Below are 25,681 nucleotides of genomic sequence, written 5' to 3'. Positions count from 1 at the left end.
GAGAGTGCCGCCGGCCTCGCCCAGGCACCCCGTCACCACCCCGAGGAGAACGCCATGAGCTGCTGCCAGGACACCACGGCCCCCACCGTCGAGGCGCCCGCCGCGCAGGCGCCGACGACGTGCTGCTCCACCACGGCGACACCCACTACCCGCCAGGACAGCTGCTGCACCACCAGCACGCCGGCCTGACCGGCCCACCACCACCCTGGGAGATCCCATGCGCCCCACCCGACGACGCGTCACCGCTGCCGCGGCCGCGCTGACCCTGGCCGCGACACTGGCCGCGTGCTCCGGTCAGAGCGATCCCGCGGCCACCGAGCCGGCCGACCAGGAGACGACCGCGAGCGAGACCGCTGACGCGGCTGCGCACAACGAGGCCGACACCGAGTTCGCGCAGATGATGATCGCCCACCACCAGGGCGCCATCGAGATGGCGCAGCTGGCAGTCGAGAAGGCCACCAACCCCGAGGTCAAGGCCCTGGCCGAGCGGATCGAAGCGGCTCAGGACCCCGAGATCGAGCAGATGACCGGGTGGCTCGAGGCCTGGGGCGAGGAGACCACCGCGATGGACCGTGGCGGGATGGACCACGGCGGCATGCAGATGGACGGTATGGACCAGGAGCAGGCCATGTCCGAGCTCGCCAGCTTGGAAGGGGCCGCGTTCGACCAGCGGTTCCTCGAGCTGATGACCGCCCACCACCAAGGCGCCCTGGCGATGGCCGAGCAGCAGCTCGCCGAAGGTGAGAACCCCGACGCGCTCGAGCTCGCCGGCAAGATCCGCGACGACCAGACCGCCGAGATCACCGAGATGCAGAACCTCCTTGGAGCAGGTTGACCCAGCCTCCACGACGCCGACCGGCCCCCATAGCGTGGGGCCGGTCGATGTCGTGCTGCCCCATGCGGAGCCAGCGGGCATCACCCCGGGGCGCAGGTAGCGTTCACGTGGTGTCCGACAGCCCCGCCCCCGCACCCGCGCGGCGATCCCGGCCCGGCCTGACGGTCTGCAGCTTGTGCAGCGGCGAGACCCTCGGCGCCGGTGACCCGCTCGAGGGCGGCCAGCTCGCCCGCCTGCGCGCGTTGCGGGACCGTGGCCTCGCGGACCTCACCCTGTCCGAGTGCTTGGACGAGTGTGAGCGTGGCGACGTCGTCGTGGCCCGCCCGAGCCCCGCTGGGCGCCGCCGCGCCGGACGACCGGTCTGGTTCGAACGGCTCGCCGGCGAGGCACTGACCGACGAGCTCGCCCAGTGGCTCGAGCGCGGGGGACCCGGCTGCGCGGCGACCCCGGCAGCGCTGGCGCCCCACCAGATCGCCCGCCGCCAGCTCGACGACCGGCGCGACCTGTAGAACGCGGCGGGCGGGCCTCTCGGATGGAGCGTTCGCGCCGCCCTGCCTGGACACTGTCTCCAGCTTCACCAGCGACGCGTGCTGCGGGGTCACCGATGCCTCGTCCGGGTGTTGGCACTCTGGCGGCGTCGGCGAGTCAGTCGACCGAGCTGAAGTGGCGGCGGTGGTCTCCGGGGGTGGTGTTCAGTCGGCGGCGGAAGCTGCGGTTCATCGTCTCGGGGGTCCCGAACCCGCAGATCTTCGCGATGTGCTCGATCGGGCTGCTTGTCGTCTCGAGCAGACGACAGGCGCTGTCCAGGCGGGTGGCCTCGACATGGTCGGCGGGGCTGGTGCCCACCTCGGCCTTGAACACTCGGCTGAACTGGCGTTCCGAGAGGTTGACGTGGCGGGCCAGCGCGGGCACGGACAGGTCGTTGCCGAGGTGGTCCGGGAGCCAGGCCAGCAGGTCGCGGACGGGTTCGCTGTCGCCTGCCTGGGCGGCGAGGAGGGTGGAGAACTGCGCTTGCCCGCCGGAGCGGCGCAGGTAGACCACGAGTCGCCGGGCGATGGTCGCGGCGGCTTGCCGGCCGTGGTCGGCGGCGACCAGCGCGAGCGCGAGGTCGATCCCGGCGGTCACGCCGGCCGAGGTCCAGATGTGGCCGTCGTGGACGTAGATGGCGTCCGGCTCGACCGACACGGTCGGGTAGGTGCTCTTCAGCCGCTCGCACCATGCCCAGTGGGTCGTGGCTCTGCGCCCGTCGAGCAGGCCCGCGGCGGCCAGGACGAACGCACCGGAGCAGACGGAGGTGACGCGCCGGGCTGTTGCTGCGAGCCGGCGCACCTCGCCCAGCAGGTCCGGGTCCGCGCTGGACTCCTCGATTCCACGGCCGCCGGCGACCACGAGCGTGTCGACCTCGCCGTCGACATCCCTGAGCGCTGATGTCACGAACTGCATTCCGGAGCTCGCCTGGATCGGACCCCCCGCAACGCTGGCCAGCTCGGTGCGGTAGCTGACGGCCGGCAGGAACAGGGACGCGCTGGAGAACACCTCCATCGGCCCTGTCACGTCCAGGATCTGCGCAGACGGGAACGCGACGATCACCACACGCGGGTCGGCCATCTCGTGCCTCCTGGCGACACGCTAGACCCCGGTAGCGGTGGCCGACATCGTCAACACCGTGTCCTTTCCACCGGGGCCGGCCGGGCACACGCTGGAGACATGACCCAGACCCGGACAACGCCTCTCCCCGCACCCACCAGCAGCGGAGGTCATCCCTCCTCCAGCGCGCACGGCACCGGGCGGCAGTTCAGCCCGGACCGCGTCGACCCCGAGCCGAAGGGACACATCGGCTGGGTCGCTGCTGGCTCGTTGGTCGCCGGACTCCTCGCTGCCGTGCTCCTGGTCGCTGCCCCCTTCATCCCGCCGACAGAGGCCGGGGTTACCGGCGCCGTCCTGTGCGGGTGGGCGGTGGGCTGGGCGACGTTGGCCGCGGCCTCGGTGCGGTTCACCGATCAGCCGCAGCGCTGGGCCAGGGCCCTTGCTCTGTTCATGGGAGTGAGCGGTCTGCTCCTCGTGGGATTCGGGTCCTCGGTGCACGAGGCCCTCACGTGGGTGTGGCCAGCCGCTCTGCTGGCGCTGGTGGTCGGGACACTCGTCCGCGCCCGTCGGCAGCCGAGCAGCCGCTGGCTCCTGTACCCCGTGCTCGCGATGCTGGCTCTCGCCTCCCTCGGCGGCGGCTACCAGACCGTCCGCGAAGCGGTGGAGGCCAGGGCCAACCCCATGCCTGGTCAGCTGATCGACGTCGGCGGACACCGCCTGCACCTGGACTGCACCGGCTCGGGCAGCCCCACAGTCGTCCTCATCCCGGGTGCGGGCGGCAAGTCCTCGGACCTCGGGCTGATCACCCCGGCCATCGCCCCTGACACCCGGGTCTGCGTCTATGACCGCGCGGGCCGCGGGTGGAGCGAACCTAGCGACACCCCGCAAGACGCCACCCAGATCGCGACCGACCTGCACACGTTGCTGCGACGCGGAGACGTCCCCGGGCCCTTTGTGCTCGCGGGCCACTCCTTCGGCGGCCTCTACACACTCACCTTCGCTGCCCGATACCCCAACGACGTCGCCGGAATGGTGCTGCTGGACTCCACAGCACCGGCATCACCGGCGAGCTCGACCGCAGCTCCCACCCGGGACAGGGCCTCCTACGACCTCGGGGGCCGGGCCGCGACACTGGTCTCGACCGCTGCCCGCCTCGGCCTGGGCCACCTGGTCGGCGTGCCGACCGCAAGCCATCTCCGCAGCACGATCGACGAGTACGCCCAGACCAGTTCGTCCACCGAAGCTGCGGCCGCTCTGCGTGACTTCGGCGACAAGCCGCTGGTCGTCCTGACCGCCGGCAGCGCAAGCTCCGCCGACTGGTTCGCGGACCAGGACGCCCTGGCCCATTTGTCCACGAACACCCAGCACCGCGTCATCGAGGGCGTCAACCACCAGGAGCTGATCACGGACGAGGAAGGGGCAGCCGCCGCCACACGAGCGATCCTCGAGGTCGTCTCCTCGATCCGAACCGCGCTGCCACTGGACAGGTGATCCGGCGCGCGATGTCGCGTCAGAGGCTCCGGACGGTCCGCGCGGCGCGCAGCTCGCCGTGGGTGACGGCGAGCTGGCGGCGCAGGTGGGTGTTCTCGGCGGAGAGCTCCCGGATGCGTGCGTGGGCGAGGGTCACTCGATGCTGCCACGACTCCTCCGACGCCCACGCCGCGGCCTGCCGAGGCGCGGGGCTGGGCGCGGCGGCCCGGATCGTGGTCATGAGCTCGGGCTGGGGAGTGGGCCCACGACCGCGCGACGCCGGCAGCGCGCGCGAGGGACGTGGGCGTGATCGGCTCGCCGGCAGCTCGCATCGCTGCGCTCGTGCCCGCCATCACCACTCGCTGCACCAGCACCTGCACGTCCACCCGTCATCGTTCATCAGGACGCGTCGGTGACCTGGCTGGTTCCGCCTCACCGTGCCTCCTGATGCTGCTCCCCGAGACCGGTCGAGGACACGCCTGCCGACCGCTACGCCTGACAATGGATCGGCTCGGCGTCGACGATCCGGCCGGGAGCCGGTGCGGACTGGCTCGCCGGTGCGTGGACGGGATGTGTCCGGAGGGCGACGTAGAGCGCTCCGACCTCCGCGAGCATGCGCTGCGGCGCACGGACGAGCGTTCCCTCGAGGCGCGCACGCACGAGATCGGGACTGTCGGTGACCTCGTCACGGGTGAGCGCGCGGGCGGGTACGTAGACGGCGCTCGTGCGCGCGATCACAGAGAAGGCGCGTGAGTTCTGATGGGCGACGTCCGTCATGAGTCGCACGGCGCCGTTCAGGGTGGCGCCGGCACGTCGTGATCGCGGGTCCGATGCGCTCGCCCGGCTCGGTCCCACGAGCGGAGCGAACGCGGAGAGCAGATCTGCCGCGGCGGTGAGGTCGGCGCGAACGAGCTCGTCAGGTGGAGCGGCGCTGCGGAACGTCGCAAGCGCGACCGAGAGCCTCTGCCAGCGCCGAGCTTGGCCGATCAAGTGCTCCGTCGCGGGGCTGGGACCGTGGAACACAGCGGTGTGGGCGTGCACAGCGACCCCGAGGACTGCCAGGTCGCGGAGCGTCGCGATCGAACGATCCGAGGATGCGGGCAGCTCCCACGATCGCTGACGCACACGCAGTAGGCGGGCTGCCAGTTCCTCGACGGCGTCGTCACTCCGGACCTCGGTCGGCAGGAGCCCGACGTCGGGGAGCGGCGCCCCGTCGATGAGCGGGACGAGCGCGGAGAGCTTCCGGGCTGCGTCTTCCACACGTTCGAGGTGGGGGAGGCGTGAACGGACGCTGGGCCAGGACGCGCCCGTCTGCCCGAGGCGCAGGCCCATCGCGCTCGTGGTGGACGTCGCGGTCAGCGTGAGCGTGACGAGCTGTGAGAGGGCGGCATCGCGCACCGTCAGCGATTCCAACGTTCTAGCGTCAGGAGTGCGTGGGGCTCCGGACGGATCGTGGTGCACGGCGAACAGGTCGGCGGCGGCGCGCAGTGTCTGCGCGCAGCGTGCCCACGCAGCGTGGGGGCCGTCAAGCAACGCCGGATACGGCTCAGGGGCGCCGATGCACTCGCTGATCGCCGTTGCCAGCCGAATTGCCGCGGCTTCGATGGCGTCCGGATACGGCGCTGCCCGCACACCGGCGGCCCGTCCCGGTGTCAGCACCACCCAGATCTGCGAGGCGATCGCGGAAAGGACCGAGTGCTGGTCGGCGACGGCGGCGGGGGCGCTCGCACGGTCGTCGAAGCGCACGCGCGTGGACCGGCGCGCATCTTGGAGCTGGCGGTGAGCACGTTCCATCAGGTCTCGGTACGTGGCGCCGCTCATGGCTGAGATCCCAGCAGTCGTCGGTGCGCCGAGCAGAGCAACGCATGGGCCCGGGCGAGCTCGACTGTGCCAACGCGGGCCGCGCTGGCCGACCGAAGGCGACGGACGGGCTGGATAGCGGCACGCACGAGCTGCTCGAGGTCCTGGTGCGCCGGCGGCGCGTCGTGCTCGGTGTCCGCGGCGTATACATCCGCCGCAGCAGAGCGAGACGGCAGGTCTCGTCGCGCCCGCTCCAGGTAGTCCTCCGCTGCCCGCAGGTCAGCGAACGCCAGGAGGAGCGGAACCGCGTCCACAAGCGGCAGCGTCTCCACCGAACTCGCCGCCGCGCAGGACGCTGCGTGCGTCAGCGTCCATGCGGCCGTCCAACCCGTGCACGCATTCACTGTCGATGCGCGCCGCGCCGAGCTCTGGGTCATCGCCACTCTCCACCACCGCCCGTGCCGTTACCATCCGCCGGCATCTGTGCCGACACAGGCAGGTGGGCGGTACGCGTCCCAACCGAAAACGCTCCATCCGCGCGGCTCGCCAGCATCGGCGGGATGACCGCGGCTGGGTCTATCCGTTGGCAGCGGGGAGCTCCCTGCGTCCACGCCCACGCCCATTGCGGGTCGAGGGGTCAAGCAGGAGGTGGCCCGGTCTGCTCGCACGGGACCGAGGCTCTGAGAGGGCGTAAGAGAGGCAAGAGGATGCGGGACACCTCTGGCACTCGTGGTGAGATGGCGATCCGTGCCTCGCACTACACAAAACACAGTGCGCGCCGAGCGGGCACAAGACGCCGGGAGGCCGCGTAGAGGCTTCTGGCGTCAAGCGCCAGAAGGAGCGACGATCCCGCGGCCCAACGTGCGACGTGGTGCCCCCGAGCCGATCTTCACCGTTGCCTAGACGGGCAACAGCAGGCTAGGCTGATCAGATGAGCGAAACGGCGGGAGCTGCCCGGCTCCTTAGGCAGCTGCGGGAGGAGCGCGGGCGCAGTCTGCGGTCCGCCGCAGATGACCTAGGTGTTGCCCCCTCTCACCTGTCCCGGTGGGAACGCGGTGAGAAGGCTCCATCGGGTGACCTCCTGAAGCGCGCTGCCCACTATTATGGTGTCGACGAAGAAATCATGGCGCTCGACGCAGGGCGGGTTCCCGACGACGTTATACTGTTGCTGCAGCAGAACCCCTACCTACTTAATGAAATTCGTAGACGGTTCGCTCAATGACTGTCGTGGACCCGTTAGGCCTGAGCGGCACTACCCTTGCGCACTACGAAGTGGGCGAGTTCTTGGGTCACGGAGCGTTTGGTTTCGTGTATGCCGCGGTATCGTCAGCGGGTGATGAGAAAGCGCTCAAAATACTCAACCCACGAGCTGGAGCGCAACAGATCATCGAGTTTGATAACGAGGGCACGCTTCTCCTCCAGCTGGGTGGGTGCTCCGGAGTCGTCGATATATCTGAAAGCCTCGATGTCTCCACGACCGTGGCCGCCGCCGGAGGCGGAAGTTTTCCGATCCGCCTCCGCTTCCATGCACTTGGTCGAGCCTCAGGTTCAATGGACGAACTTGCTGCCAGTGCAGGTCGGTTAGATTGGCAGAGTCGTCTCAGCCTCTTCAGGGATGTCGTCCTCGGTGCCCATCAAATGCATCTCAATGGCATCGTTCATCGCGATCTCAAGTGCGCCAACTGCCTTATCTTCCTCGAGCGCGGATCGCTGGTGGCTCGAGTCGCCGATCTGGGCCGGTCCAGGAATCTGTCGGCAGCGCCGTCCGTGACCCCGATGGCGTACGAGATGCCGAGAGGCGACCCGGATTTTGCCCCCCCGGAGCTCCTTTGGGGAGTGGGTGCTGACACCCCCGAGACGCACAAGTGCGCTGATCTTTATGGACTGGGCTCTCTTCTATTTGAGTTAACTTTCGGGCAGGGCATCACCGGATTGGCGCTTTATCCGAGATTTCCGATCATCCACTCGGACGCTGCGCTTCCGGTCGGCACCCGCGGCGCCGCGTATTTAGGCCGCGCATCCGAGATTCGAGGCTGGTTCGAGCCATATTTTGCCGCTTTTGAGACGGCATGTCCCGGATCTATCAGGGCGCCCGCAAGCGCCGTTTTGCGGCAGCTGTGCGACCCGGTTCCGACCAACCGGATGCCAGTGGTCGGCCCGGGCCGCCGAGGGCCTCGCCGAAACGAACTCCAGTGGCTGCTCCAACGTGTCGATGCGATGCGAGCGGCCTTGCGGAACGACATCAAGCAGCGCGAGCGACTTCTGATCAGAAAGGAGGGTAGGCGATGACCGCAACGCTTGAGTCGCGGCTCGAAGCATCGCTCACTGGGCCGCTCGATTCCCAGCCGGCAAACCCGCTGTCAGCGTTCGAGGCCGAGAAAGGATGGTCAAGCCCGGCATTCAACAAGATCGTTGCAGACGCGCGAGGTGCAGAGGATGCGCGTCGACGCGCGCGCGCCCCGAAGGAGCGGGAGGCCCAGCAGTACCTGGACGACGCTCGCCGTGGCCGGATTGACCAGGCACGTGCCCTGACGACCGCTGACCCGAACTCCCCCGTCTCGTTCGCCCGCCTTGCTCAGGCGCTTCTAGGCGCGGGGAACTCCGAGGAAGCGGTTGTTGCAGCTCGTCAGGCAGCTACCTTGCTTCGCACTGGGGACCGACTTGATGCGGCGGAAGCAATGGCGTTGTTCGTTGCGGCCAGAACGCTTGTCATGACGGGTGCGCTTGAGGAAGGTGAGTCTCTTCTCTCCAAGCTCGACGAGCCGGGGCCATGGGCGCTCTTGAGTGCTGCGATCGCAAAATCGCGCGGCGACGCATCGTTGGCTCTCGATCGCCTTGCCGCTGACCAATCAGCGGATGCGGCAGCATTCCGCGGCTACCTCTGGCTTGAGTTGCGTAAGCCACAGCTAGCGCTCGCAGAGCTGCGGCGCGCAAGGAAGCTCGGCGTCGACAGCCCAAGCCTGCTCGTCAACCTCGCTTACGCCTATGCCTGCGTCGGGTCGGTATCGAAGGCTATTCGCGCGGCTCAGCATGCAGTGCGTCTAGCGCCGCATGCGGTCGAGGTCAGCTTCAACCTGGCGAGTTACCTCCGGGCGGCTGGCCGGAATATTGAAGCGATCGAGGAGTTGCGTCGTCTGCGACGGGAGGTTGGCGAAGGTGAGCCGCTCGTCGCGGAAGCTCTGGCTGAAGCGTATTGCACGGTGGGGCGAATCCCTGACGCGCTTCGAGAACTTCGTCGTGCGCAGCACCATCACGATCTCCCGCCGGACTCGCCAGCGCTTGCCGAGGTGCGCGCGAACACCGCGCTTCTTCAATGGAGGCTTGGTGAACGAACGAAGGATGCCCTTGTTGACGTGATCCGCCAACAGATCAAAGCCGCGGGCCCTCAGGTTACGCTCGTGACGATGCTGGCGGACGTGTCCGATGACCATGAAACCGCTCGCCTCGTCCGGCAATACTACGAGGAGATGGTGCGCAAGAGTGATGGCGGCGACGCGCTCACGCCTCTGCTCGTGCGCCTGCACATCGCTGAAGGGGAACTGGACCTCGCCGCTCAACTGGCCGTGGAGTACGCAGAGCAAAATCCGCTCGACGCGCCAGCCGTGCGAAGCGCGCTCGTTCTTCAGGCGCAGATCCTGGGAGAGTACGAGGCGGCCGCGAAATCTGGAGTTGCTGCGGTGCGCCGGGCTCCCGGTGACGTCATGCTGCGGAACAATGTGGCGTTTTGCCTCGTGCTGGCGGGCCGGGCAAGCGAAGCCGCGGCGCTACTCGATGGAATTGACGCGGAAGATCCGTACCTGCTTGCGACCAGGGGCATGATTGCTTTCGCACAGCGGCGAACCGAAGAAGGAAGTCAGTGGTACGACCGTGCAGCGGCTGTCGCCCGCAGGCTGATCGCTGCGGAAGGCGAGTCGGAGGCGTTTGTGCGTCTTCTGCGTGCTTATGAAGTTGTAGCGATGCGAGAGCTCAAGGTTGACTCGTCCGAGCTTCTCGAGGACGTCTGCGAGGCGGCTGGTAGGCCGGAGGATTGGCCGGAGGAGCGGTCATTTATGATCCTCAAGAAGGCGCTCCGAAGAATTTCTCCTAGTTAGTACGTGCGCATGCCATGATATGTGTTCGGCGATCAATTCCGTGTCATCGACGCCGCGTTTGGTCTCGGACGGGCTCGGATCGGTTTGCGCGCCCGAGGCTCTAACTGCTCTCGTGCCGTCACCCATCGAATCGCTCTGCCTCGCCACGAGGCTGAGGTTCGATCGTGACCAGGAGCGTCTTGTGGATGCGATCCGCCGGACTGGGTTGGGGAGTGTGGGGCCTACCTGTTGACATCGGCTCGTGCGGTCCGTCAGGCGCGTCGCCCGTCACCGGCCGAGCCGACTTCGGGAGGCGCCGACGTGGTCATGACCATGCATCGACTGTCTGCGGGCGCTGGCTACCGGTACCTGTTGAAGCACACGGCGAGTGGAGATTGCGACCGGTCCGGCCGCGAGCCGCTGACGACGTACTACGCCGCTTCAGGCAACCCGCCCGGGCGGTGGCTCGGCGCTGGCTCGCTGGACTCGGCACCGGGAACGGCCTCGACAGCGGCGCCTCCGTTTCTGAAGGGGCGATGGCGCGCCTCTTCGGGACCGGACGTGACCCCGTCTCAGGTAGAGCGCTGGGACGGCCGTACCCGACCTACCTGCCGGTGCGAGATCGGATCGCAGTTCGGGTCGCCAGCCTTCCCGAAGAGCTCGCTGGCGCGGGTCGAACATCGGCGATCGAGGCGATCACACGCAGTGAGCTCGTGAGGCCGCGGCACACTGCAGTGGCTGGCTTCGACATGACCTTCACTCCACCGAAGTCCGTGTCGGCGTTATGGGCGCTCGGCGACCGTCGCACCCAGACAGAGGTGCTGGCCGCGCACCGAGCAGCGGTCGAGGACTCGTTGTCCTTCTTCGAGAAGGCGGCTCTGTTCACCAGGACCGGTGCGGCCGGTTGCGAGCAGAGACCAACGAGGGGAGCCCTGGCCGGCGCTTTCGACCACTGGGACTCACGAGCAGGTGACCCAAATCTGCATACGCACGTCGTGGTGGCCAACAAGGTGCAGTCACCCGACGGGCGCTGGCTGTCGGTGGACTCGCGCGCTCTGCACCACGCCGTGGTGACGGTTTCGGAACTCTATGACGACCTGCTCGCCGACGAGCTGGCTCGTCGCCTCCCGGTGTCGTGGTCGTGGCGTCATCGCGGGGTCCGTCGCTCGCCCGGGTTCGAGCTGGACGGTACCGATGACGGGTTGATGGTGGAGTTCTCGACCCGCACGACGCAGATCGATGCAGCGATGACGGCCACGATCAGTGACTTCTATGCCAGCCACGGGCGTGCGCCCAACCGGATCGAGGTCTCACGGCTGCGCCAACAAGTCACCCGCGCAACGCGGCCCGACAAGCGCGTACGTCCGCTGGCAGAGCTCGTCGAGGCATGGCGCGGACGCGCGTCAGACCGCACCGGCAGGACGCCCGAGGCACTGACGGCCGACGTGCTGAGCAGGTCGCGCGCTGAACCGATGACGGCGTCGCAGGTTCCGCAAGCCGTCATCGATCGTCTTGCCTGTCACACGGTGGAGCAGGTGATGGAGCGGCGCTCGACGTGGACTCGGTGGAACGTCCTGGCTGAGACGGCACGCGCGACTCGTGGGTTGCGGATGGCGACGCCTGCCGATCGCATTGAACTGCTCGATCGTGTGTCCGACGCGGCGCTGCGCCGATGCGTGAGTCTCGAGCCGCCGGAGCCGTTCACGTCGTCGGAGGAGTACCAGCGCCCGGAGGGGACGTCCGTGTTCACCCGGCCTGGTGAAGCCCGCTACACCCACGCGGACGTCCTCGCCGCTGAGCGGCGTCTCCTTGCGGCTGCCACGAACGCCGCAGTGATGCCCGGCGCGACCCCGCGACGGCCGGCGGTCGACCTCCACGCACCGTTGCGTCGCGTGGACGGTCGCGCGGTGACTCTTGCCGAGGACCAGATCGCAGCGATCCGCTCCATCAGGTCATCCCAGCGTCGCGTCGATGTGCTGGTGGGCCCGGCTGGCACCGGCAAGACGACCACGCTCGCGGGCCTCAAGGCGGACTGGGAGGCCGAGCACGGGCGGGGAAGCGTCCTGGGTCTGGCGCCGTCGTCCACCGCGGCCGCCGAGCTGGCCGGCGCGCTCGGCATCGCTTGTGAGAACACCGCGAAGTGGCTGCACGAGTCGACCGGCAAGGGCGCCCAACTGCGCGCCGACTACCTGAGCCACCTCGCTGCCGAGCGCCACGAGACGACACGAGTCGACCTGCGCCGACTACGCACCATCGACACCGCAATTAGCCACCTGACCAGCGAGCAACAACGGTGGACGATGCGTGCCGGGCAGCTCGTCATCGTCGACGAGGCATCCCTCGCCGGCACCATGAGCCTCGACGCGCTGACAGCCCAGGCCAGCGCCGCCGGGGCAAAACTGCTATTGGTAGGGGACCACGCGCAGCTGTCCGCCGTCGACGCCGGGGGAGCGTTCAACCTGCTCGCCGAGCGCGCCGAGCCAGCGACGCTGACGTCGCTGTGGCGGTTCACGCACCAGTGGGAGGCCCACGCCACGCGCGCGCTGCGCGCTGGACTCCGGTCGGTGCTCGACGCGTACGAGGAGCACGAGCGCATCACCGCCGGCCCCGCCGAAGCGATGTGCGAGGCCGCGTACACCGCCTGGCAGGCCCACACCGAGAACGGCGTTGCTGCCATCCTCCTCGCCGCCGACGCCCGCACCGTCGCGAGCTTGAACACGCGCGCGCACAACGACCGCGTCACCGACGGCCTCGTCGCCCCGGACGGCGTCAGCACCACCGACGGCGCCGTGCTCGGCGTCGGCGACCATGTTGTGACCCGCGCGAACAACCGCCGTCTGCGTACCGGCGATGGTCATGTCCGCAACGGTGACCTGTGGACTGTCACCGCGACCTCGGGCGACGGATCCCTGACGGTCGCCAGGCTCGCCCGGGGAGGCGCCGGCGAGCCGCCGCCCAGTGTGGTCGAGCTGCCGCGCGACTACGTCGCCGAGCACGTCGACCTGGCCTATGCCACCACCACGCACCGCGCCCAGGGCATCACCGTCGATCACGCGCACGTCCTGGCAGCACCCGGCATGACCCGGGAGAACCTCTACGTCGCCATGACCCGCGGACGCGACGACAACCACGTCTACGTCGCCGTCGACGAAGTCGACCCGACCTGCGACTACCTACCCGACACCCACGCCACCCCCGACGGCCACGACGTCCTGGCAACGATCCTCGCGACGTCGGGCGCCGAGTTGTCCGCCATCCAGACCATCGCCGCCCGGCAGAACGTCGCAACGTCGCTGAAGCGGCTCGGTCCGATCCGGGACACAATCCTCGCCGACGCCTCCGCACCCCGGTGGATCGAGGCACTCCGGCACGCCGGCCTCACCGACACACAGATCGACGCCATCACCGTCTCACCGTCCTGCGGGTCCCTGTTCACCGCGTTGGAGCGTGGCGCCACCATCCACCCTCGTATGAATGAAGTCGTAGACGCTCTGGTCGCAGGCCCGCAGTTCGAGGACCCGGACGAGTCTGACCGTGACCTCGCCGCGGCGCTTCGCCGCCGGGTGAGCGGGTGGCTCAGTACTCAGGTCGAGGACCCGCACGCACTTCGGACCTACCCGGACACCTCGCACCTTTCGCCGGGGGCCCAAGAGACGCTGCGCCGGGTCGAGGAGCTCATCGCCGCGCGCATCGACGCCCTGACCGACCACGCTATCGCCGACCCACCTGCTTGGGTCGTCGAGCTCGGACCCGAACCCGACGACGTGGCCGATCGCCGCGCCTGGCGTGCACGCATCGCCGCAACTGTCTCCCACGACGACCTCGTCAACGGGCCCACGTCCACCCTGGCCTACACCGACCAGCCAGGCGGAACGCCCCTTGCGCACATGAACGAGCTCCAGAGAGGTATGACGCCGTGAACCGCCGACCGTCGCGCTCCGGCCCCGTCGTCGATGCGTTCTTCCCCCAGGCGGAGCTTCCGCAGCCGTTCGGACCCGCGGTACCGATCTGCTGGGCGGCACACGGCCCCGACGACCAGCGGCTGCTGCTCGAGGACCTCGACTCCTGGGTCACCTGGCTGACCCGCCACTACTCCCTCGACCGACGCCAAGTCCCCGAGTGCTGGACCGAGCATTGGGAACTGGTCGAGGAACTCGCCGCCCTCCACCTCGCCTGGGAAGGCGCGTTCTCCACCACCGCGCACGCCGACGCGCCCCTCGGCTGGCATGAGCGCTTCCATCAGGCCCGGGCGCGGCTCACCGAGTGGGTGGCGCGGACCGGATGCCGCCCAGGCGACCACCGAAACGGCATCTGAGTGAGACCGACCTCCAAGGCGCCCGATCGCTACGAATGTTGTCGCGCCCAGGGGGCAAGCCGCAACGAAAAGTCGTCAACTACCTGTCCTTGATAAGCTCGACGAGCTCGGTCCTACCCAGCGTCGGAATGTCGAAGAAGGTTGCGGTTGTGCGCACTGCCTTGTCATCCGTCACGATGTGCCACACCGTGGGCCAGAGTAGGGTTTCGCCACTGTTCGCGGCGAGGGCCGAGGCGATCAGGATTGGGTCAGCACCGCCGCGGTTCCGGTAGAGATCGACGAGGCTGTGATCTTCCGGGGCGATCGAGGCCATCACATCTCTCAGTCGCTCGAGCATGGTCGTGCTCGCGCGAATCTCCAGTTCCTCAACTAGCTGCGCATCTGGCAGCCCTCGCGCCTCGTAGATCACCTCGGACGGGATCCTGCACCGCCCCTTGATGAACCGGCTTGCGCGCTGCTCGGGAGTTAGTCGGCTGAGCACGTTGGCGTCGAGCAAGTACATGTCTTCGATCACAGAGACGCCTGCAATAGCGGGATTTCGGTTGGACCGAGCCTATTTAGGCACACGACGCGGCAGAACTCGCGTGGCGAGATGGCGCCGCGATCGAGCTGCCGGAGCATCCTGCGCGTGAACTCCGCGCCTGCGTATTTGCGGACCGCGTTCTCCGGGCGCGACGTCCTGGCCTGGGATTTTTTACGACCAGCAAACTCGGCTGCGAGTGCATCCAAGTAACCTCGTGCTCCGTCAGCGTCGACGAGCCCAAGGCGTCGGGCGCGCATCACGAACGCACTAGGGGTGACCTTCAGCTCGTTGGCGGACATCTTCACCGCATCGAGCGAAGTCGCGTCCAGCTGTCGAATGTCCGTCGACGGCATCAGGACTTCCTCGGCGAGCTCATATTCCCGACCCGTCACGAGCTCACCTGTTTGGTCGTCGTAGCTCACCGGTGCGAACCTCCCCACCGCGACGAACACTGTCAGGAGGACCAGGGTGAAGATCTTCCTGCCCGCAGGCTCGGCGTTGCTGCCGGGCTCGCCACTCGTCAGAAAGATAAACGGGACCTTCTTGTCCTTGACGCACAATCCTGAGAATGCTACGCCGCGGGGGAGAGTCTGAGGCATGAACCCGTTCTGGCTCCGCGAGACAAATACCTGATTCACCTCGAGGCGTGCGATGAGGTATTCTAGGGCCTTCTCCTTCGTCTTTGCCGCCCGCAGCTCGGTCACCGCAAAGTCGAGGAGCGACCGGAGATTCTCGGCGTCCTTCGCGACGCTCCCAGTCGATCGGCGTAGCGAGCCGACGAGCGTGTTCCTCCGAAGTGAGGAGTCGAGATCCTTAATCACGCCCTGCTTGCGCAGAATGTCTTTAATGATCAGTTCGACGTCGCGTAGTTGTACCGTACTTCGGGAGTTGAGCGAGAATGAGTCCTTGCTAACCCCCGAAAGCAACTTCTCCGTCTTGTCGTCAAGTTGCGCCTGCACCAGCTCCGGAGGCGCGAAAAAGAGCGAGTACGGGATCTGCGCCTTACGGGCAAGATCGACGAAGTCAGTGAAACGGATCGTCGAATATTGAAGGGCGTGGAGGTACGGGGCGCGCGAGTGGACGACCGAAGATTCGAAGAGTGCAGTGAAGACCGAGCGGTTCAACGGGACGGTACTGCCATCGAGCCCGAGCGTGATCACGTCCGCGCCATCGTCCGGACCGCCAGGCATGTGAGAACGATCGTTGGTATGTGCGCATCAGTCAACGACCCTCACTCATACGGCCGACAGGCCCTTCGTCGCCCGTCGACATCGGAGTCCCCATTGGCATCGGGCGTGGCCGTATCGAGCGGCGTCGTACAGAGACGGCCTGGCCACGCATCCGGGGCTAGCGGCCCAGGGAGGCGGTCGAGCGCTCAATCTCCGGTCGGATGGCTCGAGCCGCCCACTTGCCGTCATCGCGAACTGCCTCGCCTTCGTAGGCCTCGGAGCTGGACCATGCTCGCCCTATCGACTGAGCGACGGTGACCACGGTGGTCATGGCGCCGCGCAGGCGATCCGGGTCGCCGCCGGACCAGCTGGCGACGTACCGCGCGGAGTAGTCCGTCGAGTCCAACCCCGCCTCCGCCGTGACGAGGTAGGCGATGGACTCGGCTTCGACCTCGGCTTGGCCGCGGCAGGTCTGGTTGGTGGCGTACTCGGTGAAGCGGTGTTGGTGGTCGGCGCGGATGTGGCCGAGCTCGTGGGCGAGGGTCTTGGCTGCTTGGGCGGGGCTGACGACATCGAGGATCCGGACGACGCGGGCGGTGAAGTCGGTGTAGCCGTTGGCACCGGAGCATGGTCCGCGCTCGAGCTGGAACCCGGCGTCGGCGGTCAGGTCGGCGAGGTGCTCCCACAGCTGATCGGGGGCGTCGCCTTCCAGTTCGCGCGGCTCGACGGTCGGGAGCGGATCGCCTTCGGTCTGCGAGACGTCGAACGTGTGCACGACGCGGAAGCCGCGCAGGACGCGCTGCGCCTCCGGCGTGCCGTCGTCCGGCCGCGCTGAGGCGGCCGGATCACTCGGCCGGTCGCCGCTGGGAGTCGAGCTTCTGTCGGGGGTGTCGGCCCGGTAGATGCACGGCGCGAGGATGGCGATGCCGTGCTCGCCCTTGCGCACGCGCCGGCCGAGCGCGTTCCACGTGCGTATCCCCGCGACGCGGGTCGCGTCGGGTCGCTGCGCACCGATGAGCAGGATGTTGGACGGGGAGTAGTCGTGGAAGCGTGCCGCCATTTGCAGCATGCGCATCCACGCGTCGGAGCTGGCGAGCTCGGTGACGGCGGTGATGAGCTGTTCGTGGAGGGCCTCGAGCTTCTCGTGGGATGACGGTCCGGGGCGTCGGGTCATGGTGGGTCACCGTCCGGAGGGTGCGGGGTGCGTCGTTCCCTCGGGGAGGAGGGCGCCTCGGCAGATGGGGTCGCTCCAGCCGAGGTAGCCGGTGCCGCGCAGGTAGCCGGCGTTGAGCTGGGCGAGGGAGAGCTGGTAGACGCCGCCGTTGTTGCCGGTGGCGGAGTCGAAGATCTCGTTGGCCGTGACAAGGGTCTGAGTGGGGTCACAGCCGGGGTCGGCGTGCACGACGAGGGACACGTGGCCGGCGGGTCGGCCGGTGTTCCAGAACACGAACGACCCCAGGGATGGGCAGGTGTCGCCGGGGTGGGCGTGGCCGGTGGCGACCATGGCGTTCCAGTGAGCCTTGGCGGTGGGGTAGCCCGAGCTGGCGTACCCGTACGCGCGGCACGCGAGCCGGTCGCACAACTGCCGCCACCCGGACGGCACCCCGACGTAGGCCAGGGCGGTGCGGACCGCGGCAGCGACGTCGTGCGGCGTGCCGGGCGGGACGGCGACCTCGCTGGTGCCGCCGAGGCCCGGCAGGCACCCGGCGCCGGTCGGGGTAGGCGCGGGTGCCGGCGCGCTCGCCGGCGAAGCGGCCGTCGCGCCCTCCGGCAGCTCAGAGCCTGTCCCGGCCTCCGTCGGGGCGCTCCAGGCGGTGACGCGTTCGTGCACGTTGCGCAGGAAGCCTTGGGTGACGGTGGGGATGCGGGGGTAGGTGTGCAGGCGGGACTCGCCGGCGTTGTGGGCGATGATCAGCGCGTCGAGCACCGGCAGCGCCGAGGACGCCCAGTCGGGGTGTGCGACGCGGATCTCGCGGACCCCGGCGAGCCGGTCGCACAGGTACTTCCCGCCGACGCGGGCGTGGATCGTGCCGTCCTTGACGTCCCAGGTGCCGTCGGCGTTGAGGTCGGCGGACCAGGAGTGGCCGTAGGCGTGGGCCCAGATGCTGGCTTTCATCTGGAACAGGCCCCAGGTGCCGCCGTTGGAGTCGTCGGCGTAGGCGTCGGGTCGGAACCCGGACTCCTGGGCCATGACGGCGGCGATCCACGGCTCGGGCAGGTCCGGGCACGCCGCCTTGGCTTCGCGGACCCATGCGCGGGCGTGGGCGGGGACGGGGGCGTCGTCGGCGAGGGGTCCGCCGGCCGAGGTTTCGACGCAGGCGAGGGCCGAGCCGCCGACGCTGACTGCGGCCAGCACGGCGATCACGGGGAGCGCGAGCGCGCCGAGTCCGCTGAGTCCGAGGGCGGTCTTGATCATCGGGGTGCTCCGCTGGCGGTGGCGGCTTCGACGTTCTGTTGCCCTTCGCGCAGGGCCGCGGCGTCGGGCCGGGCGGGCCAGCCGCACAGGTCGACGACGACGGGCCGGGTCTGGCGGAGCAGCAGCACGCCGGTGCCGAAGGGCAGGGTGCGCAGGACGGAGGGTGCCATGACGGGGACCATGCGCACGGAGGTGGAGGTGGAGCGTTCGCCGGTGCGGCCGTGGGAGCGGGTCTCGGTGAGTTCGTCGATCTCGCCGAGGAGGCGGGCGACGTCGTCGAGGTCGCGGTACTTGGCCAGGCCGCCGAGGACGAGCTTGACGGTGGCGGCGTCCCAGATGGCGTCGGCGGCGTGCTCGCCCCATCGGTTGCGGGCCTGGGCGAGGGACTGCAGGACGGCCAGGGTGGTGATGCCGGTGCCGCCGCCCTCGGCCATCAGCTGCGGCAGCGAGGGCAGTGGGGTGAGGTTGGCGATCTCGTCGAGGGCGAGTAGGAGCGGGGGGTCGAGGCGTGCGCCGGGGGAGCGGGCGGCGACGACGCGGGCGGTCTCGGTGATGTCCTCGACGAACGCGGCCACGAGCGGGGCGCAGGAGCCGGAGGTGACGGCGGCGGCGAGCAGGTACAGGGTGCCGGAGTCGCGCAGGAACGCGGTGGGGTCGAATTCCTCGCCGGGGGCGGGGTCGACGGCGGCGAGGACGTCGGGGTCGGCGAGGGCGGCGAGGGACTGGCGGACGCCGAGCCAGACGGAGTCGCGGGTGCGGGGGTCGGAGTGCACGGCGGCTTCGAGGGCGTCGGCCCAGCCGGAGGCGGCGTTGGGGTGGCGGTTGAGGATGGTGATGGCGTCCTCGGCCAGTGCGGGGTTGAGGGACCAGCGGTAGAGGTCGACGGCGCGGCGGGCGTCGAGCGCGGCGGCGTGCAGCAGGCAGCGCAGCGCGGTCTCGGTCTGCCCGGCCCAGAAGTCGGAGTCCGAGACGGTCCGCCCGAACCCGGCCCCGGCGGCCAGACCCCGGGCACGGACCAGGGCGGTGCGGGGGGTTTCGCAGCCGCGGACCGGCGACCAGCGCAGCCCTCCGGGCAGCCCGGCGAGGCGTTGCGGGTCGAAGATCGCGACCGGGCCGTGGTCGGCCCGGGCGTCCATGGTGACGGCGAGGGTGTCGGGTCGGGTGGAGGTCGTGACGACCGGTCCGGGGGCGTCGAGGACCCAGGGGATGACCAGGTGCAGGCCCTTGCCCATGCGGGGTGGGCCGACGAGCAGGGCGGAGTCCTCGACGGAGCACCACAGCTCCCGTCCGCCGACGCGCCCGAGCCGGTAGCCGAGGTCGGCGGCGGCCGGGTCCGTGAGAGCTGGTCGCACGACGGCGGCGCGGCGCAGCAGGGCCCTGCGGCCGGCGGCCGCCTCGGCCTCCTTCGGGGTGGCGAGGCCCGGCAGGTTGCGGACGTCCCCCGCACCGGCGCGGGAGCGGCCGGTCGACCGGGACACCACCCGCCACACCGCGAGCCCGGCGCCGACGAGCACTGTGAGGACGAGCACGGTCGCTGCCCAGTAGGGGACCGGGCCGGGCAGCTGCTGCGGGATGGGCCACGCCGCCCCCGGATCGCGCAGGGTCCCCAGGGCGCGCAGCGCCGCGAACGGGCCGCCGTCGGGCGCGCGTCGGCCGGTGATCAGGCACGCGAACGCGGCACCACACCAGAGCACGCAGCCCAGGCCGAGGACGGCGGCCCCCGCGGCGAGCAGCCAGTTCGTCGGGTCGGACACCGCGGACGGCCCGGGCGCGGCTCCATAGCGTCCGGGCCGGCGGGGCGCCGGGCTCATCGCGCGGCCGCCGGCGCCGCAGGCTCCAGGGCGGGGACCAGCGTCAGGGTTGGTCGGGTCGGGCGGGGTGCGGCGTGGGTGAGCTCGCGTGCGGTGCGGCGCAGGGCGTCGGTGACGAGGTGGCCGGTGTCGACGAGGTCACCGATGCGCAGTCCGGCGTTGCCGGCGCCGGTGGTGAGCTGGTCGGCGCCCTTGTCGGCGATGCGGCGGATCTGGTCGGCGGCGACGTCGCTGGCGGCGTGGGCGGGGTCGGTGAGGCGGCCCTCGTCGACGGCGGCGCGCAGCATCGGCAGGGTCGGGGCCGGCTGGTGCCGGCTTAGGCGCAGCGTCGCGGCGGTGACGGTGACGAGGTCGACGGGTTGGCCGAGCTCGGCGAGCTCGAGCGTCGCGGCGTAGACGGTGCGCCAGATCGGGGTGACGACCCGGGTCGGGGGGAGCCAGTCGGCGACCGTGGGGATGGCGTCGGGGTGGGCGATGAGGGCGCCGACGAGGGTCGCTTCGTGGGTGTTCTCGGCGACGAGGTCCCGGCGTGGGTGGGAGCGTAGGTACTTGTCGGCGGCCAGTCGCAGGTCGCGGCCCTGCAGCGCGGTCCGCAGACGCGCGGGTGGTTCCTCGCGGCCCGCGGGCTCACCGGTTGCGGTCGCCCATCGGGTGGCGCAGGAGTCGAGGCCGGCGTCGACGAGCGCGCAGGAGTTCACGAGCGGGGCGGGTCCGCCGGTGAGGGAGGACTGCAGTGCCCCGGCGCTCAGCAGGATCCCCAGGCCCGCGATCTCGCGTCGTAGCCCGGCGTCGAGGACCATGCGCGCGTAGACGACGGGGTCGGGCTTGGTGGGGGCGGCGGCGAGGAGGTCGTGGATGCGCACGATGTTCGCGCGGCGGGGACCGAGCTCGGCGAGCATGTGGTCGCCGAGCTCGACGGCGCTGAGCGGGTGGCCGGTGAGGTGGCGGTCGTGGATCAGGCGGTACACGTGGGCGTGCCACATGTCGGCGAAGTCCCCAGGCCGCAGCCAGGAGCCGACCTGCTGGACGGTGTCCGGCCGGTAGAGCAGGGTGCCAAGGGTGGCTTGTTCGGCCAGCTGCACGGCGTCGTCGTGGTCGATCATGGGGCCACCTCCAGCGGCCGGTCGGGGTTGCCGCGCATGGCGGCGTCGGTGTCGACGAGCGGGAGCTCGTCGATGTGCAGGTGGTGTCGGATCACGTGGGAGCGGCCGGGCAGTTTCCACAGGCCCACGCCGCGGGGCAGCGCCGCCAGCAGCTCACGCTCCGGGGCGGTCAGTCCGAGCGTGGTGGCTGTGGCGGCGAGCTGGTCGCTCTCCTGCCGGTAGACGATGCGGGTGGCGCAGTCCGCGAGGAGGCCACCGGCCAGGGTTCGCGCCTCGGATCCGGCGGCGCCGACGGCGTCGAGGTCGGACAGCCGGTGCAGGATCATCAGGTTCGCGATGCCGTAGGCGCGGGAGAGCTTCCACTGCAGCTGCATGCGCCGGATGAGGGCGACGAACCGCAGCAGCCGCCATGCCTCGTCGTAGATGACCCACCGCCGCGGGGCAGCGCCGTGCACGGTGGGGGCGGTGGTGAGGGCGGCGTCGAGCCACGCGGACGCGCACGTCATGGCGAGCTCGAGGCCCTGGTCATCGTTGCCGAGCGCCGACAGGTCGAGCACGGCCATCGGGGCGCGCAGGTCGAGCCGGTAGGTGGAGGGACCGTCGAACATCCCCGCGAGCTCCCCACGAACCAGGCGCCCGAGCCCATGACCGAGATCGCGGCCGTCAGCACGGTCGACGTGGCCTGCGTCCAGGGCGGTGATCACGTCCGGGATGGTGGGTGAGGTGTCTCGCGCGAACGCCGCCTGCGCGGCGGTGGCGAGCGTGGTATCGAGGACCGTGTGCTCGACCGCGGTCAGGTCGCGGCGCAGCGCTGTCGCGGCGAGCGCGGCGAGCAGGCGCAGCCGGTGGGCGTGGACGACGGGTGGATCGCCGGCGAGGGTGTCGAGCGGGTTGAGCCGTGTCGGCAGCCCGGGACCGAGCCGCAGCACGATCCCACCCACAGCCCGCGCGGCCGGCGCCCACTCGCCCTTCGGATCACCGGGCACATACACGCGGCGCCCCGCGGCGATCGAGCGCAGCGCGAGCGTCTTGGCCAGGGCCGACTTGCCCTCGGAGATCCCACCCGCAAGCAGGACGTTCGCGTTGGTCAGGACACCGGCGCCGTAGAGGTCCCACGGGTCGAAGCAGAACGGTTCCCCGCTCAACGCGTCGGTGCCGACGAGCGTCCCAGTGGTCAGTGACGGCGCGAAGAGGAACGGGTAGGCGCCCGCGAGGGTCGCGGAGGACGCACGGTGTGCGGGCAGGCGCAGGCGCGGTCCGCCGGTCAGGGTCTGCCGGGTCACAGCACACCTCGGGCGAGGGGGAGTGCGGCGGCGGCGTGCGCGTGTGCTTGCTGGCCGACCAGGCGCCGCACCTCGCACAGCGCCTGCGCGGCCGCGGCCTCGGCGGCGGTGCACCCGACCTCGAGCTCCTCGACCGTCGGGGCGGTCACGGTCAGCAGGCCGGTGAAGCGCAGGTCACCGTGCCCGGCGACGATCTCGGCCTCCCGGCGGGCGAGCTCGGCCACCTCGGTCCGGGTGGCCTCGTCCTCGATCTGCCCGATCCGGTCCCGGCGCGTCTTGTCCGCGGCGTGCTCGACCTGCGCGCGGCGGATCTCCCGCAGCGCCTGCGCCGTGCCGATCGGCTCGACGGTGATCGTCACCGTGCCGGCGGCGCCGGTCGCGGCGAGGAGCGGCTGCAGGAAGCCGGGGTGCACGTCGCTGCGGGGCCACTGCGCGACCCAGTACGTCGCGTGCGCCGCGGAGTCGGTGCGCAGGTGCGTCCAGTGCTCGCGGGCGCCCATCGGCCCGTAGAGGGAGAACCCGGCCGGCCGCGCTCCGTCGTCGGGAGGCGGGGGAGTGGGGGCGACGGCGTTACGCGCGCCGACCGGGTCGTACGTGGTGCGCAGGACAGCGGCGAGGTCGTCGACGTCGACCCACCGGTCGACCACCAGCTCGGCGGCGCGCAGGGCGTCGGCGATCGCGCCGAGGTCCTGCTCGATCCGCTCGGCACCCGTCGCGGTGAGGCGTCGGGCGCTGCCGCGCGGGATGCGCAGCGCGACGGCGACGAACGTCTCGGCTCGCCGTGCGCGGGCGGTGACGTCCTCGAGCAGCTCGGCGACGACCCGCCCAGCGAGTGAGGGCGCCGACGTGGCGTTGCGCTGCCACCACGCCCGCGCCGTCGGTGATCCGCCCGCGACGGTGCGGGTCAGCACCTGCACCCGCAGGACGCGCGGCATGTGGCACGTCGAGGCGAGCACCCGACCCCAGCCGGCCACCTTGTGGTCCTGCGCGGACGCACCATCGAGGACGAAGCCGGCTCCGTGCACGCGGGCGACCGCCGTCACCGTGCCAGCCCGACGATCGAGCACGAGAGCGGCATCCAGGGTCGGTGACATGGTCACCGACAGACGTCCGGGGATGCCCGGGAGAGTGAGCGTCCCGGGTGTTGGCGCGGTGGGACGAGCGACGAGCGAGGTGGCGTCGGTGAGCACGCGGGTACGCCACGACGCGACCAGCGGTAGCCACTCCAGCAGTGGGCGCCCACGCACGGCGGCCGTGGCGGCGACGACCAGCGGCACCCAGATCGGCGCGCCGACGACCAGCCCTCGACCACCCGCGGTGTAGACCCCGACGAGCGCCACCATCAGCCCGACGCCCACGACCGCGAGCTGGGGGAGGCCGAGGCCGAGAAGGACGCCGCGGCGCTCGAGCGGCCCGAACCGGACCGTGGCCACCTCTCGCGCACTCATCGGCCCTCACCGCCAGGGGCAGTAGCTGTAGCGCCTGAGGCCCGCGAAGGGCTGGAGGGCGCGTTCGAGGCGACCGGGCGGATCACGGGCGTCGCTGGCCGGCCCGCGGCCGCCACCTTCCCCGCCACGACGGCCTTGCCGGCGCCCGCAGGGCCGCTCACGACGCCCAGCAGCATCGTGGTCGCCGCCCGCTGAGCCGCGCCGCTGCTCCGAACGCCGACGCTCCGCGCGCCCCGGGTGAGCGGCCCGGCGGCGACCGCGGAGTTCATCACCGCGGCGGCTTCCATGCCGGACCAGTGCACGAACCGCCACGTCAGCCACGGCGCGAACACCGCGATCGACAACAGCAGCAGCCCGATCAGCAGGTCCGACACCGCAGCCAGGCCCGTCGGCGCCGGCTGCGGTGCGGAGGACCCTGCGTCGAGGCCGACGCCACCGAACGCCGACGCGCCGACCACGAACACGACGACGATCACCAGCTTGCTGAACACCAGCGCCGCGACGATCTCGATCCACCGCCGCGTCCAGACCCGGGTCGCGTCCCATACCGCCCCCGCGAAGGCGATCGGCGCGAACACCGCGATGAGGATCAGCGCCGCCTTGCGGAACAGCAGCACGCCCCACAGCAGCAAGAACCCCACGAGCATCGCCAGGCCGAACAAGATCGCCAGTCCCGGGGAGGCGGCGAGCATCGGCTTCGAGAGCTGGAAGAACCGCCCGGCGGCCGCCGTCACCGTCGTACCCGCGGACGCGGCGACGTACCGACACAGCGCATCCACCGCGGTCAGGGCCAGCTGCGTGACGGCGAGCGCGAGCGCCGCCCCCAGCGTCGCCTTCACCACACCGGTCACCGCACGAGCCAACCCACCGGGCTCGCGGCGGAGCACCGAGGTGGTCACCTGCAACGCGAAGAAGAGCACCAGGACCGGCAGCGTGATCGTGGTGATCACCGCGACGTTGTCACGCAGCCACGACACCGACAGATCGATCGGGGTCATCGAGTCCAGCGCCGACAGCGCCCCGACACCCACCTCGGCAGCGGCGTCGATGAACGTCTCACCGAGCCCGCCGAGGACGTACGACGAGGCACCCGAGGCGGCGGAACCGGCCGCGCCGGCGGCGGCTTCGCACAGCGCCACCAACGGACCCACGCACGGATCGACAGCGAGCACCGCCATGTCAGATCGCTGCACCCAGGCCCGAGAAGAACGCCACGATCGCGTTCGCCCCGCCCAGCAGCAGCGCGCCTGCTGCGGCCACCACCACGCCCATCTTCCCGTTCGAGGCGTGGTTGTAGTTGCCCTGATGGTGGGCGACGGCCCACATGATGATCGAGATCGCCAGCCCGGCGACGCACGCCACCAGGCCCCAGGTCAGGAACGCGCCAGCGATCTGGCGAACCACCGACAGGCCCGGCAGACCATCCTCGTTCGGGCTGACGCCCGGATCAGCCATCGGTGCTGTTCGAGCGATCACGATCAGCGACTCCACGACGCCCACCCCCGGAACTTGTCGTCGCGTCCATCGCGACGGCTTCGAGTGCAGGTAGGCGCCCCGGCACGCAATCTGCGTCCGGATCAGGTTCAGCGTTCGACCCAGGGGCGTCAGCCACGCAACGGAGCTCGGGTCCCGGCACGTTGCCGGGGCCCGCGCCCCTAGGGTCGACGATCAGGAGCCGGCCCCACGCCCGCCGACCCTGAGGAGCAGCCCCGTGACGACCCGGCCTCTGGAGCCCGTCCCCGAGCAGTGGGCCGGGCCGATCCTCGAGCTCGCCGACGCCGCCCGCGCCGCCGCCGTGCCCAGTTGGCACGACGACGCGCTGTGGGTCGACGCGGAGTCCCGGGCACCGAA

General features: G+C 70.3%; 22 protein-coding genes. 8 read left to right on the top strand and 14 right to left on the bottom strand.

Annotation, left to right across the window (positions count from 1 at the left end):
• Positions 1–32: 32 nt before the first annotated feature.
• Entirely contained in the window at positions 33–170 is a 138-nt protein-coding gene (locus tag ACWFNE_RS12400) for a hypothetical protein (protein ID WP_452122717.1), read from the bottom strand.
• Between the two features lie 47 nt (positions 171–217).
• Here ACWFNE_RS12400 and ACWFNE_RS12395 point away from each other — a divergent pair, with 47 nt between their 5' ends.
• Both ACWFNE_RS12395 and ACWFNE_RS12390 read left to right on the top strand, forming a co-directional pair.
• Positions 218–835, top strand: a complete 618-nt coding sequence (locus ACWFNE_RS12395; RefSeq protein WP_452122716.1) for a DUF305 domain-containing protein — start codon at positions 218–220, stop codon at positions 833–835.
• Positions 836–1,008: 173 nt separating this feature from the next.
• The gene (locus ACWFNE_RS12390; protein ID WP_452122715.1) at positions 1,009–1,344 is read left to right on the top strand and encodes a hypothetical protein; all 336 of its coding nucleotides are present in this window, start codon (positions 1,009–1,011) and stop codon (positions 1,342–1,344) included.
• 136 nt (positions 1,345–1,480) lie between these two features.
• Here the strand turns inward: ACWFNE_RS12390 and ACWFNE_RS12385 are convergent, their stop codons facing one another.
• Positions 1,481–2,443, bottom strand: a complete 963-nt coding sequence (locus ACWFNE_RS12385; RefSeq protein WP_452122714.1) for a GlxA family transcriptional regulator — start codon at positions 2,441–2,443, stop codon at positions 1,481–1,483.
• 99 nt (positions 2,444–2,542) lie between these two features.
• Here ACWFNE_RS12385 and ACWFNE_RS12380 point away from each other — a divergent pair, with 99 nt between their 5' ends.
• Positions 2,543–3,913 carry an alpha/beta fold hydrolase gene (locus ACWFNE_RS12380; RefSeq protein ID WP_452122713.1) on the top strand — a complete coding sequence of 457 codons (1,371 nt, stop codon included), beginning with the start codon at positions 2,543–2,545 and terminating at the stop codon, positions 3,911–3,913.
• Between the two features lie 19 nt (positions 3,914–3,932).
• Here the strand turns inward: ACWFNE_RS12380 and ACWFNE_RS12375 are convergent, their stop codons facing one another.
• Positions 3,933–4,133, bottom strand: a complete 201-nt coding sequence (locus ACWFNE_RS12375) for a hypothetical protein (protein WP_452122712.1) — start codon at positions 4,131–4,133, stop codon at positions 3,933–3,935.
• 248 nt (positions 4,134–4,381) lie between these two features.
• On the bottom strand, positions 4,382–5,713 hold the full coding sequence (locus tag ACWFNE_RS12370; RefSeq protein ID WP_452122711.1) for a hypothetical protein: 1,332 nt from the start codon (positions 5,711–5,713) through the stop codon (positions 4,382–4,384).
• Positions 5,714–6,623: 910 nt separating this feature from the next.
• Between ACWFNE_RS12370 and ACWFNE_RS12365 the strand changes: the two genes are divergently transcribed.
• The 5 genes from ACWFNE_RS12365 (at position 6,624) to ACWFNE_RS12345 (ending at position 14,077) form a co-directional block, all read left to right on the top strand.
• On the top strand, positions 6,624–6,914 hold the full coding sequence (locus ACWFNE_RS12365; RefSeq protein ID WP_452122710.1) for a helix-turn-helix domain-containing protein: 291 nt from the start codon (positions 6,624–6,626) through the stop codon (positions 6,912–6,914).
• Positions 6,911–7,981 (top strand): protein kinase domain-containing protein, encoded by a 1,071-nt coding sequence (locus tag ACWFNE_RS12360; protein ID WP_452122709.1) that lies wholly within the window; start codon positions 6,911–6,913, stop codon positions 7,979–7,981. Before ACWFNE_RS12365 ends, ACWFNE_RS12360 begins: the two co-directional genes overlap by 4 nt.
• A complete protein-coding gene (locus tag ACWFNE_RS12355; RefSeq protein WP_452122708.1) occupies positions 7,978–9,783 on the top strand; it encodes a hypothetical protein in 1,806 nt (601 codons plus the stop codon). The genes ACWFNE_RS12360 and ACWFNE_RS12355 overlap by 4 nt, the downstream gene beginning before the upstream one ends.
• A 185-nt stretch (positions 9,784–9,968) precedes the next feature.
• The gene (mobF, locus tag ACWFNE_RS12350) at positions 9,969–13,682 is read left to right on the top strand and encodes a MobF family relaxase (protein ID WP_452122757.1); all 3,714 of its coding nucleotides are present in this window, start codon (positions 9,969–9,971) and stop codon (positions 13,680–13,682) included.
• Positions 13,679–14,077, top strand: coding sequence for a hypothetical protein (locus ACWFNE_RS12345; RefSeq protein ID WP_452122707.1), 399 nt, complete (start codon positions 13,679–13,681; stop codon positions 14,075–14,077). The genes mobF and ACWFNE_RS12345 overlap by 4 nt, the downstream gene beginning before the upstream one ends.
• Positions 14,078–14,156: 79 nt before the next feature.
• On the opposite strand, the gene ACWFNE_RS12340 is transcribed toward ACWFNE_RS12345, so the two are convergent.
• From ACWFNE_RS12340 to ACWFNE_RS12295, 10 genes are all read right to left on the bottom strand, one after another.
• On the bottom strand, positions 14,157–14,579 hold the full coding sequence (locus ACWFNE_RS12340) for a hypothetical protein (RefSeq protein WP_452122706.1): 423 nt from the start codon (positions 14,577–14,579) through the stop codon (positions 14,157–14,159).
• A gap of 8 nt (positions 14,580–14,587) precedes the next feature.
• Entirely contained in the window at positions 14,588–15,790 is a 1,203-nt protein-coding gene (locus ACWFNE_RS12335) for a hypothetical protein (RefSeq protein ID WP_452122705.1), read from the bottom strand.
• A 157-nt stretch (positions 15,791–15,947) separates the two neighbouring features.
• Positions 15,948–16,943, bottom strand: coding sequence for an ArdC-like ssDNA-binding domain-containing protein (locus tag ACWFNE_RS12330; protein WP_452122704.1), 996 nt, complete (start codon positions 16,941–16,943; stop codon positions 15,948–15,950).
• A 6-nt stretch (positions 16,944–16,949) separates the two neighbouring features.
• A complete protein-coding gene (locus ACWFNE_RS12325; protein ID WP_452122703.1) occupies positions 16,950–18,185 on the bottom strand; it encodes a transglycosylase SLT domain-containing protein in 1,236 nt (411 codons plus the stop codon).
• Positions 18,182–19,996 carry a TraM recognition domain-containing protein gene (locus tag ACWFNE_RS12320; RefSeq protein ID WP_452122702.1) on the bottom strand — a complete coding sequence of 605 codons (1,815 nt, stop codon included), beginning with the start codon at positions 19,994–19,996 and terminating at the stop codon, positions 18,182–18,184. Before ACWFNE_RS12320 ends, ACWFNE_RS12325 begins: the two co-directional genes overlap by 4 nt.
• Positions 19,993–21,099: a DnaB-like helicase N-terminal domain-containing protein gene (locus ACWFNE_RS12315; RefSeq protein ID WP_452122701.1), complete on the bottom strand. Its 1,107-nt coding sequence runs from the start codon at positions 21,097–21,099 to the stop codon at positions 19,993–19,995. Before ACWFNE_RS12315 ends, ACWFNE_RS12320 begins: the two co-directional genes overlap by 4 nt.
• On the bottom strand, positions 21,096–22,382 hold the full coding sequence (locus ACWFNE_RS12310; protein WP_452122700.1) for an ATP-binding protein: 1,287 nt from the start codon (positions 22,380–22,382) through the stop codon (positions 21,096–21,098). The genes ACWFNE_RS12315 and ACWFNE_RS12310 overlap by 4 nt, the downstream gene beginning before the upstream one ends.
• Positions 22,379–23,830, bottom strand: a complete 1,452-nt coding sequence (locus tag ACWFNE_RS12305) for an SCO6880 family protein (RefSeq protein WP_452122699.1) — start codon at positions 23,828–23,830, stop codon at positions 22,379–22,381. The genes ACWFNE_RS12310 and ACWFNE_RS12305 overlap by 4 nt, the downstream gene beginning before the upstream one ends.
• Positions 23,827–25,008: a hypothetical protein gene (locus ACWFNE_RS12300; protein WP_452122698.1), complete on the bottom strand. Its 1,182-nt coding sequence runs from the start codon at positions 25,006–25,008 to the stop codon at positions 23,827–23,829. Before ACWFNE_RS12300 ends, ACWFNE_RS12305 begins: the two co-directional genes overlap by 4 nt.
• Before the next feature lies 1 nt (position 25,009).
• On the bottom strand, positions 25,010–25,321 hold the full coding sequence (locus ACWFNE_RS12295; RefSeq protein WP_452122697.1) for a DUF6112 family protein: 312 nt from the start codon (positions 25,319–25,321) through the stop codon (positions 25,010–25,012).
• Positions 25,322–25,681 lie beyond the last annotated feature (360 nt).

The sequence above is a fragment of the Cellulomonas sp. NPDC055163 genome (assembly GCF_053607065.1).
This window is presented reverse-complemented; position numbering and strand designations above follow the sequence as displayed.

Excerpts from the sequence above, each read along its gene's own strand:
- ACWFNE_RS12380 (WP_452122713.1), top strand. The coding sequence starts at position 2,543 with ATGACCCAGACCCGGACAACGCCTCTCCCCGCACCCACCAGCAGCGGA.
- ACWFNE_RS12315 (WP_452122701.1), bottom strand. The coding sequence starts at position 21,099 with ATGATCGACCACGACGACGCCGTGCAGCTGGCCGAACAAGCCACCCTT.
- ACWFNE_RS12305 (WP_452122699.1), bottom strand. The coding sequence starts at position 23,830 with ATGAGTGCGCGAGAGGTGGCCACGGTCCGGTTCGGGCCGCTCGAGCGC.
- ACWFNE_RS12365 (WP_452122710.1), top strand. The coding sequence starts at position 6,624 with ATGAGCGAAACGGCGGGAGCTGCCCGGCTCCTTAGGCAGCTGCGGGAG.
- ACWFNE_RS12360 (WP_452122709.1), top strand. The coding sequence starts at position 6,911 with ATGACTGTCGTGGACCCGTTAGGCCTGAGCGGCACTACCCTTGCGCAC.
- ACWFNE_RS12330 (WP_452122704.1), bottom strand. The coding sequence starts at position 16,943 with ATGACCCGACGCCCCGGACCGTCATCCCACGAGAAGCTCGAGGCCCTC.
- ACWFNE_RS12325 (WP_452122703.1), bottom strand. The coding sequence starts at position 18,185 with ATGATCAAGACCGCCCTCGGACTCAGCGGACTCGGCGCGCTCGCGCTC.
- ACWFNE_RS12355 (WP_452122708.1), top strand. The coding sequence starts at position 7,978 with ATGACCGCAACGCTTGAGTCGCGGCTCGAAGCATCGCTCACTGGGCCG.
- ACWFNE_RS12375 (WP_452122712.1), bottom strand. The coding sequence starts at position 4,133 with ATGACCACGATCCGGGCCGCCGCGCCCAGCCCCGCGCCTCGGCAGGCC.
- ACWFNE_RS12340 (WP_452122706.1), bottom strand. The coding sequence starts at position 14,579 with ATGTACTTGCTCGACGCCAACGTGCTCAGCCGACTAACTCCCGAGCAG.
- ACWFNE_RS12370 (WP_452122711.1), bottom strand. The coding sequence starts at position 5,713 with ATGAGCGGCGCCACGTACCGAGACCTGATGGAACGTGCTCACCGCCAG.
- ACWFNE_RS12300 (WP_452122698.1), bottom strand. The coding sequence starts at position 25,008 with ATGGCGGTGCTCGCTGTCGATCCGTGCGTGGGTCCGTTGGTGGCGCTG.
- ACWFNE_RS12320 (WP_452122702.1), bottom strand. The coding sequence starts at position 19,996 with ATGAGCCCGGCGCCCCGCCGGCCCGGACGCTATGGAGCCGCGCCCGGG.
- ACWFNE_RS12335 (WP_452122705.1), bottom strand. The coding sequence starts at position 15,790 with ATGCCTGGCGGTCCGGACGATGGCGCGGACGTGATCACGCTCGGGCTC.
- mobF (WP_452122757.1), top strand. The coding sequence starts at position 9,969 with ATGCGATCCGCCGGACTGGGTTGGGGAGTGTGGGGCCTACCTGTTGAC.
- ACWFNE_RS12385 (WP_452122714.1), bottom strand. The coding sequence starts at position 2,443 with ATGGCCGACCCGCGTGTGGTGATCGTCGCGTTCCCGTCTGCGCAGATC.
- ACWFNE_RS12395 (WP_452122716.1), top strand. The coding sequence starts at position 218 with ATGCGCCCCACCCGACGACGCGTCACCGCTGCCGCGGCCGCGCTGACC.